This window comes from Rhodanobacter sp. IGA1.0, from assembly GCF_040208325.1.
GTDB lineage: Bacteria > Pseudomonadota > Gammaproteobacteria > Xanthomonadales > Rhodanobacteraceae > Rhodanobacter > Rhodanobacter spathiphylli.
Genome location: NZ_CP157948.1, coordinates 1,250,915 through 1,268,123 on the forward strand (window position 1 = coordinate 1,250,915; position 17,209 = coordinate 1,268,123).

Consider the following 17,209-nt stretch of genomic DNA (forward strand, 5'->3'; position numbering starts at 1 on the left):
GTCCGCAAGATGCCTACCCCCTCCCATCTCGCCGCCAACTGGGCCGACATCCGCCGCCGGGTGGATGAGGCCTGCCGTGCCGCCGGGCGCGACCCGGCCGAGGTCGACGTCCTCCCGGTCAGCAAGACCTTCGGCCCGGAGCTGATCCGGGCAGGCGTGGCATTGGGCATGCATCGGTTCGGCGAGAACAAGGTGCAGGAGATCCGCGACAAGGCGCCGCTGCTGGCGGACTGCGGCATCGACTGGGTGATGATCGGTCACCTGCAGACCAACAAGGCGAAGGACGTGGCGCGGCTGGCCGCCGAAGTGCAGTCGCTGGACCGGCTGGAGTTGGCGGAGGCGCTGGACCGGCGGCTGCAGCACGAGGGTCGCGCCATCGACGTGCTGGTGCAGGTGAAGACCTCGACCGAGCCCAGCAAATATGGTCTCCCGCCTGAACAGCTGGCCGGCTTTCTGAACACGTTGCGCGGCTGCGACAGTTTGCGCGTGCGCGGCCTGATGACCCTGGCCATCCACTCCGACGAGGCCGCGGAGGTGCGTGCCTGCTTCCGCCTGCTGCGCGAGCTGCGCGACCGTTCCATGCTGCAAGGCCATGATATTCCAAGGTTATCCATGGGGATGAGCGGTGATTTCGGACTGGCCATCGCCGAGGGGGCGACTGAGGTACGGATCGGCACGGCGATCTTCGGCCAGCGTGCCCACCCGGACTCGCATTACTGGCCCGAAGCCGGTGCCTGAGTCATTATTTCAATAGAAATCATTGGCTTGTACAAAGTGTGCGCGCTATCCCGATTTTTCGGAACGGCAGAGTTCAGTTAACCTCAATCCAACATCTGCACGCCATCTTCTTGTTAAGTTCACTCCATCGTCACGTCGTCGGCACCTGCTGAGCGGCCAATCCTGTGAACAACAAGGGATTTTTCCCAGCATGTCCTTCAAGCACCTGACTGCCGCCACCGCGCTCCTTTCCGTGCTGCTGGTTTCCGCTCCGCTTCAAGCCAAGTCCCTCGCCCCCCTCGCCGTCGTTGCCGGCCAGACCGCCACGGCGGCTCCCGCCGTGCTCGATGATGCCGCGATCGCGCGCGTCAGCGCACCGCTGCTGGGGCAGTTGCCGCTCTTCAACCCGGTGGCCGGGCTGGCCCAGGCCGTGGTTCCCGACGCCGGCGCCATGATCGTCGAGAAGGCCGCCGTTGCCGCCGACACCAGCGAGCAGAGCGACGCCGCTGCCAGGGTCAGCGCCAACATCACCGACCTGCGCAAGTCGCTGCTGGTCGTGGCGATGGGCCTGCGCGACACCCGTTACGTCCGCGGCGGTCGCGACCCGTCCACCGGCTTCGACTGCAGCGGTTTCGTGCGTTACGTGTTCGCCCATGCGGTGGGCATGCAGCTGCCGCGCAACTCGGCCTCGCAGTTCTTGGCCGGCCTCAAGGTCAAGCGGGCCGACATGCAGCCGGGCGACCTGGTGTTTTTCCGTACGCACGGCAAGCGCGCCATTTCGCACGTGGGCATCTACATCTCGAACGGCCGCTTCATCCACTCGCCGGCCACCGGCAAGTCGGTGGAGATCTCCAGCCTGAAGGAAGGCTACTGGGCCAAGCGCTTCGCCGGCGCCAAGCGCCCGGAAGCCATGGCGCAGGTGGCCGACAAGGGCTGAGCACGGCCGCATACGTTTTCCGTGGAGCCGCCGCAAGGCGGCTTTTTTCTGCCCGCCGTGGCTGAACGAAAGCGGCGCGGCGCGGTCATCAAGCGAGCCACCCACGCCTTGCCAAGCCACCTTCCGGAACCTGTTGATGCCTTTTGACCTGCCGCCCGTGACCCGCAACCTGCTGATCGCCAACGTCGCGGTGTTCCTGCTGCAGCAGGTGATGGGGCAGGTGCTGCTGATAAACTTCGCGCTGTGGCCGCTGGGCTCGGGCCTGTTCGGGGTGTGGCAGGTCGTCACCAGCGCGTTCATGCATGGCAGCCTTACCCACATCGCGTTCAACATGATCGCGTTGTACATGTTCGGTGGCACCATCGAGCGCACCTTCGGCGCACGCAATTTCACCATCTACTACTTCGTCTGCGCGATCTCTGCCTCGCTGCTGCAGCTGGCCGTGCTGTGGTTCTTTCCGGGCCAGGTCGGCCCCACGCTGGGCGCGTCGGGCGCGATCTTCGGCTTGCTGCTGGCGTTCGGCATGCTGTATCCGCAGGAGAAGGTGATGCTGATGTTCCTGCCGATTCCGATGCCGGCATGGCTGTTCGTGAGCCTGTACGCGGTCGCGGAGCTGACCATGGGCGTGACCGGCATCGAGCCGGGCGTGGCCCATTTCGCCCACCTCGGCGGCATGCTGGGCGGCATCGTGCTGATCCAGTTCTGGCGCGGGCGGCTGCCGTGGAAGCCGCGGCGGCGCCTGCTGCGCTGAGAGGTTGTGATTTTTCAACCTCGAAGCCCGGCCATGGCGAGGGCATGGCGAGGACATGGATGCCCGAGTTGAGGCAACGCAGGGAGCAGTTGCCCGATGCCCGAATTGAGGCAACGCAGGAGCAGTTGCCCGATGGCCGGACGCGGATCGGTCACGCAAGTGACTGATTCACGTGAGCACGTCTGGGCATGTACCGGACGTGCGATATGAAGAAAACCACGGGAAGTGGTTTTCTTCACGGGCTCTGAGCGGTGAAGCGGGCCTGCGGGGTTCGGGCAGGGGCCGGCGTCAGCGCAGGGCGAGGAAGTCCGCGCTGACCACGAAGCGTACGGCGTCCAGGCGCAGCCGCGACTGCGGCAGGGCCTCCAGCAGTTCGGAGCGTTCGGCGACGACCGCGGCGATTTCCGCCTGGCTGACCGACGGATTGACCGCACGCAGCGCCAGCAGGCGCGACAGCTCGGCATCCAGCGTCGTGGTGGCCAGGGAGGTGGCTTCCTCGATCCGCGTCTTCGCCTGCACGCCGGCGAGGGCCTCGGCGCGCTCCAGCATCGGCGGCACCAGCTTGCCCAGGAACTTGCGGTAGCGCACCACTTCGATGTTGCGATCGCCCGCCTTGCGCAAGGCGATGTCGCTGGGTTCGAAGTCGGCGCGTTCGGCGAGTCGGGTGTCCACCGTGACCACGATCGGCAGGATCGGCAGGAAGCGCTCGGCGTCGAGCCGGCGATCGGCGACGCATTCAAGCAGGAACACCGCCTGCAGCAGGGCGCTGCGCGGCGGCAGCGCATCGTCGACCATGAACGCGGCGTTGCCCTGTTCACCGGACAGCGCCAGGTCCATCGCGCCGGCGACCAGCGGATGGTCGAGCCGCAACAGCGGCAGCTCCTCGCGGGCCAGCGCCACATCGCGCACGAAGGTGACCGATTGCGGACCGTCGGCGAAACCGGGCAGGGCATCGGTGGACAGGTATTGCGGATCGAGCAGCAGGACCTGGCCGCCCAGCTCCTCGGGATGAATGCCGAACGCTTCCAGCAGCCGCTGCACGAAGGCGTCGCGACCCGGGTCGTGGTCTTCGCGGGCGAACGCCTGCTGCAGTTCGTCGGCGTGCAGGTCGCGGGTGGCGGCCAGTTCCAGCAGGTGGTCGCGGCCGCCGCGGATCAGCTCGGCCATCTGCTCATGGCTGGCACGGGTCTCGGCCAGCAAGGCGTCCAGCTCCTGGTCACGGTTGTCGTCGCCGCGGGCGTGCTCGTCGGCCAGCCGGGTCAGCAGCTCGCCGTAGCGGCGCAGCAGTTCGCGGCCGTCGGCCGGGCTCATGCGGAACGCGTCGACGCCTTCGTCATACCAGCGGGCCAGCACGTGCTGGGCGCTGTCGGCCACGGCCAGGATGTGGATGTTGATGTCGTGCTGCTGGCCGATGCGGTCGAGCCGGCCGATGCGCTGTTCGAGCAGGTCGGGGTCCAGCGGCAGGTCCCACAGGATCAGTCGATGCGCGAACTGGAAGTTGCGCCCCTCCGAGCCGATTTCCGAACACAGCAGCAATCGCGCGCCGTCAGGCTGGGCGAAGTAGGCGGCGTTGCGGTCGCGCTGGATGATGCCGAGGCCTTCGTGGAAACGCGCCACGCCGACGCCGCTGCGGGTGCGCAGCACTTCCTCCAGCGCCAGCACCTTGGCCTGGCTGCGGCAGATCAGCAGGAACTTGTCCTGCGGGTGCTGCTCCAGCAGGCCGATCAGCGCATCCACCCGCGGGTCGGCGCTGTAGTCGATCTCGATCAGCGCCGGTGGCTGCAGGATGTCGGCATGGAACTCGGCCAGCAGCGACTGGCGCGTGCTTTCGTCCACCGTGTCCGCGTCCAACAAGTGCCATTCGGGCAAGCGCCTGGGGAAACCGCCCACGCCGGCGCGGTTGTTGCGGAACATCGCGCGGCCGGTGCCGTGGCGGTCGATCAGCGCGGCCAGCAGTTCGCGGGCGTTGGCCGGTTTGGTCGAATCGGCGAGTTGTGCGGTGAGTGCGGCGTCACCGTGGAAGGCGTCGGCGAGGGTGGCGCGCTGCAGGTCGTCCAGCGGCTCGCCGTCGAGCAGCCGGTCGGCGATCTTCGACAGCGCCTGGTAGGTATCGGCCTCGGCCAGATAGCCGCCCAGATCGTGGTAACGCTGGGGATCGAGCAGGCGCAGGCGGGCGAAGTGGCCGCTGCGGCCGAGCTGTTCGGGGGTGGCGGTGAGCAGGATCACGCCGGGAATCGCCGCAGCCAGCTGCTCCACCATCGTGTAGCGCGGGCTGGCCATGTCCGGTGACCACGCCAGGTGATGGGCTTCGTCCACCACCAGCAGGTCCCATGGCGCTTCCAGCAATTGCTTCGCGTATTTCGGCGAGCTTTCCAGGAAGCCGAAGTCGGCGATCACCAGTTGCTCGTCCTCGAACGGATTGCCGGCGTCGCCAGCCTGTTCGAGGGCCTCGCAGCGCTCCTCGTCGTAGATCGCGAAGCTGAGGTTGAAGCGGCGCAGCATCTCGACGAACCACTGGTAGACCAGGGTGTCGGGCAACAGCAGCAGCACCCGCGAGGCGCGGCCGGTGGCGAGCTGGCGCGCGATGATCATGCCCGCCTCGATGGTCTTGCCCAGGCCCACCTCGTCGGCCAGCAGCACGCGGGGCGGGCGGCGGGCCGAGGCGATGCCGGCCACGCGCAGCTGATGCGGCACCAGTCCGATCCGTGCCGCGCCCAGCCCCCACATCGGCGAACGGCGCGCCTCGGCGCGTCGCTTCAGGCCTTCCAGGCGCAGCTCGAAGTGCGCCACGGTGTCGGTGCGACCGCCGATCAGGCGATCGTCGGCCTGGCTCACGCTCTGCTCGTCGTCGAGCTGGCCTTCTTCCAGTTCGCGGCCTTCGCCCCGATAAATCAGCAGTTCATCGCGGATTTCCACCCGTTCGACCAGGAACGCGATGCCCTTGCCGGCCACGCGCTGGCCGGCGCGGAACTCGGCGCGCAGCAGCGGCGCCGAGTCGATCGCGTAGGGGCGCAGTACGCCGGCCTTGGCGAACAGCACCTGCACCCCGCGTCCTTCGACGCGCAACACGGTGCCGAGGCCCAGCTCGGGTTCGGCGGAGGAGATCCAGCGTTGACCAGGGACAAACATGTTTCAGCCGCGTTTTGCAGGGGGTCGACAATTATCCGCTCCGCGGCGCGCGGTGGGAACCGTTGTCTGCCGTCGGCCCGGCTCAGCGCCGGTGAAGAACATCACTTCCTGTGGTTTTCTTCCATCGCATGTCCGGTACATGCCCGGACCTGCTCACGCGAATCAGTCACTTGCGTGACTGCTCCGCGACCGGCCATCGGGCAACTGCTCCTGCGTTGCCTCAATTCGGGCATCGGGCAACTGCTCCCTGCGTTGCCTCAACTCGGGCATCCATGTCCTCGCCATGCCCTCGCCATGGCCGGGCTTCGAGGTTGAAAAACTCACAACCTCTCAGGTCTCTGACCACTGCCGCAGCAGGTTGTGGTAGACGCCGGTCAGTTGCAGCACCGCCGCCGGGTCGGCCGCGGTCTGCGTCAGGCGCTGGATCGAGCCGTCCAGTTCGAACAGCAGGCGACGGCGGCTGTCGTCGCGAACCAGGCTTTGCACCCAGAAGAACGAGGCCACCCGCGCGCCGCGGGTCACCGGGGTGACCCGGTGCAGGCTGCTCGACGGGTAGACGATCAGGTCACCGGCCGGCAGCTTCACCTCGTGCTCGCCGTAGGTGTCGTTGACGATCAGCTCGCCGCCGTCGTATTCGTCCGGTTCGCTGAGGAACAGCGTGCAGGACACGTCGCTGCGCAACTGCGCGTCGGCGGACAGCGCCATCACCGCGCCGTCGACGTGGTAGCCGTATTCGCCGCCGCCTTCGTAACGGTTGAAGCGCGGCGGCAGGGTGCGCAGCGGCAGGGCTGCCGCGTGATAGAGCGGGTTCTTCGCCAGCGCCGCCAGCACCAGCTGGCCCAGTTGCAGGCGCAGTGGCGAGGCGTCGGGCAGCTGCAGGTTGCGCTTGACCTTTGCCCCCTGCACGCCGACGGTCTCGCGGCCGTCGGTCCACGCCGCCGCATCCAGCTCGGCGCGAATCCGGGCGACCTGCGCGGGATCGAGTACCTCAGGGATGTGCAGCAGCATGAAGCACCTTGGACCTGGGCGGGAGGCCGAGGATCAGAAACGGATGTTGGCAGTGAGCATCGCCGCGCGCGGTGTGCCCGGGGTGTAACGGTAGCCGCTCTTGTTGATCGCCGCGACGTAGTCCTTGTCGAACAGGTTGTACAGGTTCAACTGCAGGTCGAAATGCCGGTTGACCGGATAGCTGGCCATCGCGTCGAACACCCAGTACGCCTCGGTGAAGGCGGGCGTGCCGATCGCGCCGTCGGTGCCGCGCTTCATTTTGCCGGCATAACGGGCACCGCCGCCGATGGTGAGGTTGAACGGCAGGTGCCAGGTGGTCCAGGCGGTGAACGCGCTCTTCGGCGTATAGGCCAGGTCGCTGGAACCGTCGTTGGCGACGGCCGTGCCGCTGGTCACTCTGGCGTCCATCGTGGTGTAGCCGGCGCTGACCGCCCAGTTGTCGCTGAGCTTGCCGACCATGCTCAGCTCGATGCCCTGCACGCGTTTTTTGCCGACCTGGTAATACTGCAGGTCGACCGGGTCCTGCACCAGGTCGTTGGTGACGGTGGTGCGGTACAGCGCGCCGGTCAGCAGCAGTCTTTCGTCGAGCAGGTCCCACTTGCTGCCCAGCTCGACGGTGCGGGCCTTCTGCGGATCGAAGTCGGGGTTGTCGGCGCTGTTGGCCGAACCGCTCAGGGTCAGCGTGTTGCCGCCCGGCGGCTCCTGCGACACGGCGAAGTTCGCATAGATGCTGCCATTGGCGGCCGGCTTGTACAGCACGCCGAGCTTGTAGCTGGGCAGGTTGCCGGACTTGTCGGCGTCCACGCCCGGCAGCACGCTGCCGGCGGGCAGGGTGCCACAGGCCGGGGCGTTGCGGGAGCCACACACGACCATGCTGTCAAAGTCGGTCTGGTAGTGGTCCAGGCGCAGGCCGGCATTGACCTGCCACTGCTCGTTGAACTTCAGGGTGTCGAACAGGTAGGCCGCTTCGGTATCGGTCTGGCCATGCGTGTCGGCGCCGTTGTCGCCGTAGAGCAGCCCGCTGACGTCGGCCTCCGGGTGGTAGAGATTCGCGGCGGGCCAGGCGCTGCCGGCCAGCGTGGCCATGCCGATGGTGTCGGCCTTTTCGCGGCTCAGCTCGATGCCGGCGCTGAGGTCGTGCGTGACGCTGCCGGTGTCGAAGCTGGCGGTGAGGTTGGTCTGGTTGGTGACGATGCGGTTGGTCTGGTTCTTGTACGTCGGCAGGCTGCGCGCGATGGACCAGGTCGAGGGATCGGCGGCGTCCGGGGTCAGCAGGTTAGCGGCGTCGCCCCGGAACGAGGTCAGCAGGTAATCCTGGTGGGTGCGGCCCCAGCGCGTGGTGTTGTGCAACGCCACGTCGGTCGAGAAGTCGTGCTCGACGATGATGGTGAACATGTCCGCCTTGACGTCGTCATGGTCGGAGGTGGTGCCGTAGAAGTTCGACGGATCGACCATCGGCGCGTCGGCGAGGAACGGCCGGGTGGCATCCGGGCTGCTGTAACCGGGCAGGCCCAGGGTCGGCACGCCGCCGTCGGGCAGGTTGTTCTGCTGCACGTGCAGGAAGTCGATGTAGACGCGGGTCGGCGTCTTCAGGCCGAACGCCAGTGACGGCGCGACGCCCCAGCGGTTCGCTTCGACCTTGTCGCGCCCCGGCGAGCCGCTGTCCTGGCCCATCAGGTTGAGGCGGAACGCGGAGGTGGCGCCCAAGGTCTGGTTCCAGTCGGCGGTGGCACGGCGGTGCTGGCCGCTGCCGTAGCCGATCGATCCGGAAATGCCGTCGCCCAGTTGCGGCTGCTTGCTGGCCAGGTTCACCGAGCCGGTGGGCGCGGTGCGGCCGTAGTCGGTGCCGGCCGGACCCTTGGCCACTTCCACCTGTTCGATGTTGAACACGTCGCGCGAGATCGAGCCGAGGTCGCGTACGCCGTCCACGAAGATGCTGCCCGAGGTGTCGAACCCGCGCATGTAGATGCTGTCGCCGGTGTTCGTGCTGCCGTTCTCGCCGACGTAGAAAGTGCCTACGCCCGGGCTGTTGCGCAGCGCTTCGGTCAGTGTGGTGGCGCCCTGCTGCTGGATCAGCTCCTTGGTGATCACGCTGATGGTCTGCGTGGTGTCCAGCAGCGGCTGGGTGTATTTCGGCGAGGACAGCTTGTCGACGCGGTAGTCGTTGCCGGTGACCGCTTCCACCTGCACGCCGGGCAGGCTCTTGGCCTGCGCCACTTGCGCGGTGGTGAAGCCAGCGGGCGCGCTGTCCGTGGCGGCCGCGGGGAAAGCCAGCGCCAGGCCGGTGAACAGGGTTGCCGCCTTCAGCGCGCTCGTCGCCGGGGCCTGCCGCGGCGAGGCGACGGGATGCTTGCGCGATTTGATCGGTGTCATGAGGGCTCCATGGATGAACGGGACTTGCATGGGGACAGGGCCTGGCGGGTCTGGCGCATGCAAAGCTCTTGCATTGGCTGGATGCAGGTTTCGGGGCCAGCCGAACGCGCACCGAAGTCAATCAGCGTGCGTCGTGTCGTTCGACGGGAAACAGCCTGGAAATGGCGGAACATTCCGGCTTGCTGCGCGAATGCGCTGACGGCCGGGGAAGGCGCCTAAGATACTTTAATGAGAATGATTTGCAATACCCGGCGAGCCCGTGCAGGCCATTTCGCACCGGGATGACGGGCGCGCCCCATGAAAAAAGGCCCCGCATTCGCATGCGAGGCCTTCGTTTCAAGCCGCGATGGACTGCGGCCGGTGTCGATAGGGCATTACCAGATCTTCACCTGCTTGTCGGCCGGGGCCACCATCGCGTCGCCGCTCTTGCACTGGAACGCGCTGGCGAAGGTCGGCATGTTGGACGGTGCGCCCATCGCGCGGAACTTCATCGGCGAGTGCGGATCGGCATTCAGATAGACCATCTGCGCCTTTTCGCGGATGTCGCCGCGCCACACGCGGGCCCAGTTCAGGAAGAAGCGCTGGTCCTGGGTGTAGCCCTCGATCTTCGAGGCCGCTTCGGCCGGGTTCTTCTTCAGCGCGGTCTGCAGCGCGTCATAGGCGATGTTGAGGCCACCCAGGTCGGCGATGTTCTCGCCCAGGGTCAGCTTGCCGTTGACGTGCAGCTCGGGGTGGTCGGCCAGTGGCGCGTAGCCGTTGAACTGGTCGACCAGCTTGCCGGTGCGGGCCTCGAACTGCTTCTTGTCCGCGTCGCTCCACCAGTTGAGGTTGTTGCCGTCGCCGTCGAACTGGCTGCCCTGGTCGTCGAAGCCGTGGCTGGCCTCGTGGCCGATCACCGCACCGATGCCGCCGTAGTTGATCGCGTCATCCGCCTTGGCGTCGAAGAACGGCGGCTGCAGGATCGCGGCCGGGAAGTTGATCGTGTTGTCGGTGGGGTTGTAGTACGCGTTGACCGTCTGCGGGGTCATGCCCCAGTCCTGGCGGTCGGTCGGCTTGCCGATCTTGGCGATGTCGTACTCGTAGTTGAACTTGCTGGCCGCCTGCATGTTGGCGTAGTAGTTGTCCTTGGTGATGGTCAGGCCATCCCAGTTGCGCCAGGTTTCCGGATAGCCGATCTTCGGCAGGAATTTCGACCACTTGTCCAGCGCCTTGGTCTTGGTTTCCGCGCTCATCCAGTCGAGGTTCTCGATGCGCGTCTTCAGCGCGTCACGCACATTGGTGACCAGCTCTTCGGCGCGGGTCTTCGCCTCGGGGGTGAAGTACTTGGCCACGTACAGCTGGCCCAGCGCCTGGCCCATCGCGCCGTTGACCGAACCCAGCGAACGCTTCCACTGCGGCTGCTGCTGCGGCTGGCCGCGCAGAGTCTTGCCGTAGAAATCGAACTGCGCATCGACGAACGGTTCGGACAGGGCGGCGGCCGAGTTGGAGATCGTGCGGGCCTTCAGGTAGGCCTTCCATTCGTCCATCGGCGCGCTGGCGACCAGCTTGTCGAACTCGGCAAAGAACTTCGGCTGCGACAGCGAGAAGCCCTTGTCGATGGTGACGCCCTGCGCCTTGAAGAACGCATTCCAGTCGAAGTGCGGGGTGACCTTGTTCGCTTCGGCCACGGACACGAAGTGGTACTGGTTCTCCGGCTTGCGCATCTCCACCCGCGGGATCGAGTGCTGCGCCAGGTCGGTCTCGAACTTCATCGCCAGCGCGGCCTGCTTGGCGGCATCGGCGGCGCTGCTGCCGGTCATCTCGAACAGCTTGGCGAGGTATTTGACGTAGGCGTCGCGGACATCCTTGTTCTTCGCGTCGGTGTAGTAGTCCGGCGTGGGCAGGCCCAGGCCGCTCTGCTCGGTGTAGGCGATCTGGATCTTGGCATTCTTGAAGTCGGCGCCCGAGCCGAAGTTGAACACCGCGCCATCGCCCTTGGCGAAGGACTGGTTCAGCCAGGTCGAGAGATCCCTGTTGGTCTTCAGCGCGTCGATGCCGGCCAGGTCGGCCTTGATCGGCTCGAAGCCGGCCTTGTTGCGCGCGTCCATGTCCATGCTGGAGTGGTACAGCCAGCCGATCTTCTGCTCGATCGATCCGGCCTTGGCGCTGTCGGCGTTCTTTTCCGCGTCGTCCACCAGCTGGTGCTGGTCGGCCAGGCTCTTCTCGTGCAGCACGCTGAAGGCTCCCCACACGGTCTGGTCGGCCGGGATCGGGTTGGCCTTGACCCACTTCGCGTTGACGAAGGCGTTGAAGTCCTGGCAGGCCAGCGCGCTGTCGCCCAGTTCGCTGACGTCGAAGATGCTCTTGCCGAGGTCGGTCGCGGCGGTGGTGCTGGCCGCTGCCGGCGCGGAACTGGCCGGCGCCGGCGCGTTGTCGGCGGCGTCGTGCTTGCCGCAGGCGGCCAGCGCCAGGCTGACGGCGAGCGCCAGTGCCACGGGCTTCAGATACTGCTTGGTCATGGATGTCCCTTGTAGGTGGTGGTGAGTGTGCTTGTCTGGCCGCGTCGCTGGTCCCCCCGGACGCGGACGCATGCCCATCCACGCTAGGCCAAACGTCATGGGCCAGACAGTGTCAAAGGTCAGGGGCTGCGGCCGGCAAGGAAAAGGCCCCGCATCTGCATGCGGGGCCCTTGGGGTTGCGTCAGGTCGCGATGCATCGCGACCTGGGTGACCGCCGGATTACCAGATCTTCACCTGCTTGTCGTCGCCGCGCACCATTGCGTCGCCGGGCTTGCACTGGAACGCGGTGGCGAACGCCGGCATGTTCGACGGCGCACCGATCGCGCGCAGCGAGGCCGGTGCGTGAGGATCGGTGTTCAGGCGCAGCAGCGCCTGCTTCTCGCGGATGTTGCCGCGCCACACGCGGGCCCAGTTGAGGAAGAAGCGCTGGTCCTCGGTGTAGCCGTCGATCTTCTTGCCCGCTTCCTCCGGGTGCTGCTTCAGGGCTGCCTGCAGTGCGTCGTAGGCCACGTTGAGGCCGCCCAGGTCGGCGATGTTCTCGCCCAGGGTCAGCTTGCCGTTGACGTGCGCGTCCGGCTGGTCCTTGATCGGCGTGTAGTCGTTGAACTGCTGCACCAGCTTGGCGGTGCGGGCGTCGAACTTGGCACGGTCGGCCTCGCTCCACCAGTTGACGTTGTTGCCGGCGCCGTCGAACTGGCTGCCTTCGTCGTCGAAGCCGTGGCTGGCCTCGTGGCCGATCACCGCGCCGATGCCGCCGTAATTGATCGCGTCGTCGGCCTTGGCGTCGAAGAACGGCGGCTGCAGGATCGCGGCCGGGAAGTTGATCGTGTTGTCGGTGGGGTTGTAGTACGCGTTGACCGTCTGCGGGGTCATGCCCCATTCCTTGCGGTCGGTCGGCTTGCCGATCTTGGCGATGTCGTACTCGTAGTTGAACTTGCCGGCCGCTTCGAGGTTGGCGTAGTAGTTGTCCGGCACGATCGTGAGGCCGGTCCAGTCGCGCCACTTGTCCGGGTAGCCGATCTTGGGCAGGAAGGTGTCCCACTTGGCGATCGCCTTGGCCTTGGTCTCGTCGCTCATCCAGTCGAGGTTCTGGATGCGTGCCTTCAGCGCGTTGCGCACGTTGGTCACCAGCTCCTCGGCGCGGCTCTTCGCTTCGGGGGTGAACTCGGTCTTGACGTACAGCTCGCCCAGCGCCATGCCCATCGAGCCGTTGACCGCGCCCAGCACCTGCTTCCAGCGCGGCTTCTGCTCCGGCTGGCCGGACAGCGTCTTGCCGTAGAAGGCGAACTTGTTGTCGCGGAAATTCTTGCTCAGCGCGTCGGAGGCGTCATCGATGGTGTGGAAGCGCAGGTAGGCCTGCCACTGGCTGATCGGCGCGCTGGCCAGCAGCTTGTCGAACTCGGCGAAGAACTTCGGCTGCGACAGCGAGAAGCCCTTGTCGATGGTCACGCCCTGGGCCTTGAAGAAGTTCTCCCAGCTGAAGTGCGGGGTGACCTTGTCCGCTTCGGCGACGCTGACGAAGTGGTACTGGTTTTCCGGCGTGCGCAGCTCGACCGGCGCCAGCGAGGCGGCGGCCAGCTTGGTCTCGAACGCCATCACTTCATCGGCCTGCTTCTTCGCGTCGGCGGCGGAGACGCCGGTCAGCTGCAGCGTCTTGGCGATGTAGTCGAGGTAGGCCTTGCGCAGGTCGGCCTGCTTCGGGTCGGTGTAGTAATCCTTGGTCGGCAGTCCCAGGCCCGCCTGGAAGGTGTAGCCGATCTGGGTTTCGGCGTGCTTGAAGTCCGCGCCGGAGCCGAACTGGAACACCTGCATGTCGCCGCCGGCGAAGCTCTTGTCGAGGTATCCGGCCACGTCCTTGCCGTTCTTCAGCTGGTCGATCGCGGCCAGTTTCGGCTTGATCGGATCGAAGCCGGCCTTGTCGATGGCGGCCTCGTCCATGCCGGACTTGTACAGGTTGCCGATCTTCTGCTCGATCGAGCCGGCGGCGGCCTGGTCGGCGCCCTTGGCGGCGTCCTCGACGATCTTGTGCTGGGTGTTCAGGCTGTCCTCGGCCAGCTTGTCGAACGCGCCCCAGCGGGTGCGGTCGGCCGGGATCGGGTTGGCGGCCACCCACTGGTTGTTGACGAAGCCGTTGAAGTCGGCGCAGGCGTTGATCTTCGGATCCAGTTCGCTGACGTCGAAGATGCTCTTGCCGAGGTCGGCTGCCGCGGTGGTGGCGGCTGCGGCGGGCGCGCTGGTGCTGGCGGCCGGTGCCGGCGCCGAGTCCTGCTTGCCGCAGGCGGTCAGGGCGAGCGCCACGCTGATCGCCAGCGCGATGGGCTTCAGATACTGCTTGGTCATGGATATCCCTCTGTTTGGATGGATGCCGGCGGTGGCCGGGGAGCTTTCATGATCGTGCCCCCGCGTTCCCCCCGGCGGCCGTCAAGACCGCCGACGCTAGGCCAAACGTCATGGGCGATACAGTGTCATAGGTCAGGGGTGGGCAGGGGAAGCGTGGCCCGGCAGTGCCCCGAGCTGCGCCGGGTCCAGCCGCAGCACCGGGTAGGCGCCCACCTGCTGGTCGGCGTACCAGGGCGAGCGCCGGTAGAACCAGTTCAGGCGGGCGTAGCTGTCGGCGGCGAAGGCGGGGTCGTCGTGCAGCTTCTGTTCGAACGCGGCCTTCAGCGCCGGGTCCTTCGCGATCATTTCGCGCGCCAGCTTTTCCAGCACGCGCGGTTCGCCGTATTCCTTGGCTTCGAAGACCGCATCGAGCTCACCCCATTGCAGCAGCGAATCGGGTGCCTGCGGCTCGAGCAGGTTGATCGCCACGTTGGCCGCCCGCTGGTTCATCGGCACGATCACCGAACCAGCCGGCAGGGTGGCTTCGCGCGACACCGAATGCAGCTTGAAGTCGCGCAGCATCACGTGCCCTTCGAACGACTTGTTCGCCCACTGCGGATCATCCAGCTGATAACCCGTGGCGCGGATCGTGATCGGCGCGCTGGTGCGCCGGTAGACGATGCCGTGCGCGTCGAGCCGGTCGATGATCCGTGTCCACTGCGCGGGCACCACGTAGGCCGCCGGCGGCGTCACGGAAATGGCGGGCAGCAGGCCATTCCGGTTCGGGATGGTGTAAGTCTCGGGGTGGCTCGGGTCGTAGTGGATCCATTCGCTGTTGGAGATGTCGCTGTGGCTCAGCGTGAACGCGAAACCCTTCAGCGTGTACGGCGTGGATTGCGGATCGGGCCGGAAGGTGAGCGGCACCACGGCTTCGGCGTTGCCCGCGCGGGCGACGGTATCGGCATCGGCCTTCGCGGTGGCGGCCAGCAGGGTGGCGGGATGGCGGCTGACCTGCTCCAGCATCAGCTCGACCAGGTCGTACACCGCGTGCACGCGGTTCGCGTAGGGTTTCAGCATGTGCGTTTCGATCAGCAGCGCCGGCCGGTTCTGCAGCGCCGCGTAGCCGGTGGAAAAGCGCGGTCCCGAACCGAAGTTCACGATGCCCTGGCGTGGATCGGTGCCGTTCTTGAACTCCAGGTAGATCGAGGCGAGGTGGCCGCGCTTCTCGTACGCCGGCAGCGCGTGCCTGACGATCGCGTCCTGCTGCCACCGGCTCACCGCCGGGTCGAGCTTGTGCGGGTCCTCGGTGTACCAGGTGAGGTCGTACTGGTAGTCCGCGCCGTCGGTGGTGTGCACGTCGATCAGGAAATCCGGCAGCCAGCGCTGCCACAGCTTCAGCCACGCGCGCATTTCCGGCGCATCGGCCTTGACGTAGTCGCGGTTGAGGTTGAGGTACTGCGACTGGCCGCGGAAGCCCATGCTGGCCGGGCCGTTCTGGTTGATGCGGTGGTACGGGCTGGAGTTCTCGTGGCCGTCCACGCTGAACACCGGGATGTAGACCAGCACCACATGGTCGAGCACGTGCGGATACTTCTTCGTGATCGCGATATCCCGCAGCAGCATCAGCCCCGCATCCTTGCCCTCGATCTCGCCCGGGTGGATGCCCGCCTGCACCAGTACCACCGGCTTGTGCATGGCGCGTGCGGCGGCCGGGTCGAACGTGCCGTCGGCGCTGGCGATCACCACCGTCATTGGCCGGCCCTCCGGCGTGGTACCAAACGTTGCCACGCGGATCATGGCGGGCGCCGCCTGCTGCAGCCGCTGCAGGTAGTCCAGCGTGTCGGCGTAGCTCGGCGTGGTGCGGAACTGCGCGGCTTCGGCCGGTGTGGTCCAGTCGGTGCCGGTGGCGCGGGCGCCGCAAGCTGCTGCGCCGAGCAGGACGAAAGCCAGCACGTGGCGAAGATTCATGCGTGCGGCTCCGGGGTGTCCTGGCGCAACTGGGGCGGCGAGGCCGGCAAGGTGTCGGGCGCCACCGCGCCGCCGGAAATGATGAAGGCCATCGCCTGGTCCATCGTCCAGTCGGTCGGCGTCAGTTCGTCCACCGGCACCAGTTCCAGATAGCCACCGGTGGGATTGGGCGTGGTCGGGATATAGACGGCCGCCATCTCCCGACCGCTGCCTTCCTCGATCATCACTCGGGTGACGAAACCGACCACCTTCATGCCGCGACGGGGAAAGTCGATCAGCACCACCCGCTGCATGCCGCTGGGCTTGTTCTGCAGCACCGCCATCAGCTTCTTGGTGCCGCCGTAGATCGTCTGCACCAGCGGAATGCGCGCCAGCAGTCCATCGAACGCCGTGAGGAAGCGCTGGCCGATCACCCGGTTTGCAATGAAGCCCAGCAGGTACAGCGCCACCAGCGTGATCACCAGCGCAAGAATGAAGTTGAGCCATTCCATGTTCAGTGATTCGGCCGTGCGCGGCGCCACCAGCGCCAGTGTGCCGAGCAACCCCGCCACCAGCGGCGCGCCGATGCCGGCCAGCATCCCGAGGATGAACTTGAACACCAGCCAGGTCACCCACAGCGGGATGAAGGTGAGCAGGCCGGTGAGCAGGTAGCGCTTGACGCGAAACGGTCGCATGGGGTGATGGTCCGGGGTGCGGGGGATGCCCGCATTGTAGGCGGGGGCGAGTCGCTGCGTCGCAGGTAGGAGCGCACCCTGTGCGCGATGCTTTTGACCCCGGAAAATCCCACAAGACAAAAAATTGGCCGCTGCGCGCAGCGCGCAGCGCCAGACGCCAGCGCGAAATCGCGAGTGCCGCGCATCAACGCCCACCAGCACGAAGGTACGACCAGTGCGTGCGATCCGTTAGGCTAGGCGCCAGCATCACCCAGCCACACTCACACCGCCAAGGAATGCCCATGTCGAACGCCACTCCCCGAAATCAGTCTGCGTTGGCCATCGTTGCCGTCGCCGTGTTCTTTGCCGCGCTGGTCAGCGGTCAGCCCCTGGCCGGCCTCGTCGGTGTCACGATCGCCCTGGTGGGCATGGCGTGGCGGCGGCAGCCGGCGCATCGCAAGGCCGGCACCGCGCTGGTCTTCGGCGGCTTCGTGTTCGCGCTGGTGGCGACGATGTTCAACGTGGGCTACCAGTTGGGCAAGGACATGGCCCATCGCGACCAGATGCGGGAAACGGCCGCGCAGACCCTCCCGCACTGAGCGCGCGTCCGACCGGGGCGACGCCGCTTCATTGAAACAGGCGCTGCTGGCCCGATCAGAGGACCGTGACGACGCGCGGATGGCGAGGTCACGAGGTCGAGGCACCCACCACCGCGCGACGGAGCACTGCCGCGAGCACCCGCAGCAGGCTGACGCAGGCGCCGACGGCCGGGATCGCGCGCAGGCATTCGAGCCTGGCGCTCGCGCCGATCCGTACGTGCCGGCCGCGCACATGCCCGGTGGAAACATGATGTCCC

11 protein-coding genes are annotated in these 17,209 nt (G+C 66.7%); 4 read left to right on the top strand and 7 right to left on the bottom strand.

All coding sequences use genetic code 11. The features are described 5' to 3' along the window. The first annotated feature begins 9 nt into the window (after positions 1-9). From ABNK63_RS05560 to ABNK63_RS05570, 3 genes are all read left to right on the top strand, one after another. Positions 10-738: a YggS family pyridoxal phosphate-dependent enzyme gene (locus tag ABNK63_RS05560; protein WP_350016904.1), complete on the top strand. Its 729-nt coding sequence runs from the start codon at positions 10-12 to the stop codon at positions 736-738. A gap of 190 nt (positions 739-928) precedes the next feature. Continuing rightward, positions 929-1,654, top strand: a complete 726-nt coding sequence (locus tag ABNK63_RS05565) for a C40 family peptidase (protein ID WP_350016905.1) — start codon at positions 929-931, stop codon at positions 1,652-1,654. Positions 1,655-1,790: 136 nt separating this feature from the next. Continuing rightward, the gene (locus ABNK63_RS05570; RefSeq protein WP_350016906.1) at positions 1,791-2,405 is read left to right on the top strand and encodes a rhomboid family intramembrane serine protease; all 615 of its coding nucleotides are present in this window, start codon (positions 1,791-1,793) and stop codon (positions 2,403-2,405) included. 288 nt (positions 2,406-2,693) lie between these two features. Here the strand turns inward: ABNK63_RS05570 and rapA are convergent, their stop codons facing one another. The 7 genes from rapA to ABNK63_RS05605 form a co-directional block, all read right to left on the bottom strand. Then, a complete protein-coding gene (gene rapA / locus ABNK63_RS05575; protein ID WP_350016907.1) occupies positions 2,694-5,534 on the bottom strand; it encodes an RNA polymerase-associated protein RapA in 2,841 nt (946 codons plus the stop codon). Between the two features lie 330 nt (positions 5,535-5,864). Beyond that, positions 5,865-6,542, bottom strand: a complete 678-nt coding sequence (locus ABNK63_RS05580; RefSeq protein ID WP_350016908.1) for a Fe2+-dependent dioxygenase — start codon at positions 6,540-6,542, stop codon at positions 5,865-5,867. Between the two features lie 33 nt (positions 6,543-6,575). Further along, a complete protein-coding gene (locus ABNK63_RS05585; protein ID WP_350016909.1) occupies positions 6,576-8,915 on the bottom strand; it encodes a catecholate siderophore receptor Fiu in 2,340 nt (779 codons plus the stop codon). A 374-nt stretch (positions 8,916-9,289) separates the two neighbouring features. Then, positions 9,290-11,413: a M13 family metallopeptidase gene (locus ABNK63_RS05590; RefSeq protein ID WP_350016910.1), complete on the bottom strand. Its 2,124-nt coding sequence runs from the start codon at positions 11,411-11,413 to the stop codon at positions 9,290-9,292. A gap of 219 nt (positions 11,414-11,632) precedes the next feature. Then, complete coding sequence (locus ABNK63_RS05595; RefSeq protein ID WP_350016911.1) at positions 11,633-13,753, bottom strand: M13 family metallopeptidase; 2,121 nt, start codon at positions 13,751-13,753, stop codon at positions 11,633-11,635. Positions 13,754-13,885: 132 nt separating this feature from the next. Further along, a complete protein-coding gene (locus ABNK63_RS05600) occupies positions 13,886-15,700 on the bottom strand; it encodes a M14 family metallopeptidase (protein ID WP_350016912.1) in 1,815 nt (604 codons plus the stop codon). Next, positions 15,697-16,374, bottom strand: a complete 678-nt coding sequence (locus tag ABNK63_RS05605; protein ID WP_007804625.1) for a DUF502 domain-containing protein — start codon at positions 16,372-16,374, stop codon at positions 15,697-15,699. The genes ABNK63_RS05600 and ABNK63_RS05605 overlap by 4 nt, the downstream gene beginning before the upstream one ends. A gap of 281 nt (positions 16,375-16,655) precedes the next feature. On the opposite strand from ABNK63_RS05605, the gene ABNK63_RS05610 reads away from it, so the two are divergent. Then, entirely contained in the window at positions 16,656-16,952 is a 297-nt protein-coding gene (locus ABNK63_RS05610) for a hypothetical protein (protein ID WP_350016913.1), read from the top strand. Positions 16,953-17,209: the final 257 nt, after the last annotated feature.

What these genes read in the sequence shown, in the direction of transcription:
- ABNK63_RS05560 (WP_350016904.1), top strand. Translation starts at nt 10, where the DNA reads ATGCCTACCCCCTCCCATCTCGCCGCCAACTGGGCCGACATCCGCCGC.
- ABNK63_RS05565 (WP_350016905.1), top strand. Translation starts at nt 929, where the DNA reads ATGTCCTTCAAGCACCTGACTGCCGCCACCGCGCTCCTTTCCGTGCTG.
- ABNK63_RS05570 (WP_350016906.1), top strand. Translation starts at nt 1,791, where the DNA reads ATGCCTTTTGACCTGCCGCCCGTGACCCGCAACCTGCTGATCGCCAAC.
- rapA (WP_350016907.1), bottom strand. Translation starts at nt 5,534, where the DNA reads ATGTTTGTCCCTGGTCAACGCTGGATCTCCTCCGCCGAACCCGAGCTG.
- ABNK63_RS05580 (WP_350016908.1), bottom strand. Translation starts at nt 6,542, where the DNA reads ATGCTGCTGCACATCCCTGAGGTACTCGATCCCGCGCAGGTCGCCCGG.
- ABNK63_RS05585 (WP_350016909.1), bottom strand. Translation starts at nt 8,915, where the DNA reads ATGACACCGATCAAATCGCGCAAGCATCCCGTCGCCTCGCCGCGGCAG.
- ABNK63_RS05590 (WP_350016910.1), bottom strand. Translation starts at nt 11,413, where the DNA reads ATGACCAAGCAGTATCTGAAGCCCGTGGCACTGGCGCTCGCCGTCAGC.
- ABNK63_RS05595 (WP_350016911.1), bottom strand. Translation starts at nt 13,753, where the DNA reads ATGACCAAGCAGTATCTGAAGCCCATCGCGCTGGCGATCAGCGTGGCG.
- ABNK63_RS05600 (WP_350016912.1), bottom strand. Translation starts at nt 15,700, where the DNA reads ATGAATCTTCGCCACGTGCTGGCTTTCGTCCTGCTCGGCGCAGCAGCT.
- ABNK63_RS05605 (WP_007804625.1), bottom strand. Translation starts at nt 16,374, where the DNA reads ATGCGACCGTTTCGCGTCAAGCGCTACCTGCTCACCGGCCTGCTCACC.
- ABNK63_RS05610 (WP_350016913.1), top strand. Translation starts at nt 16,656, where the DNA reads ATGTCGAACGCCACTCCCCGAAATCAGTCTGCGTTGGCCATCGTTGCC.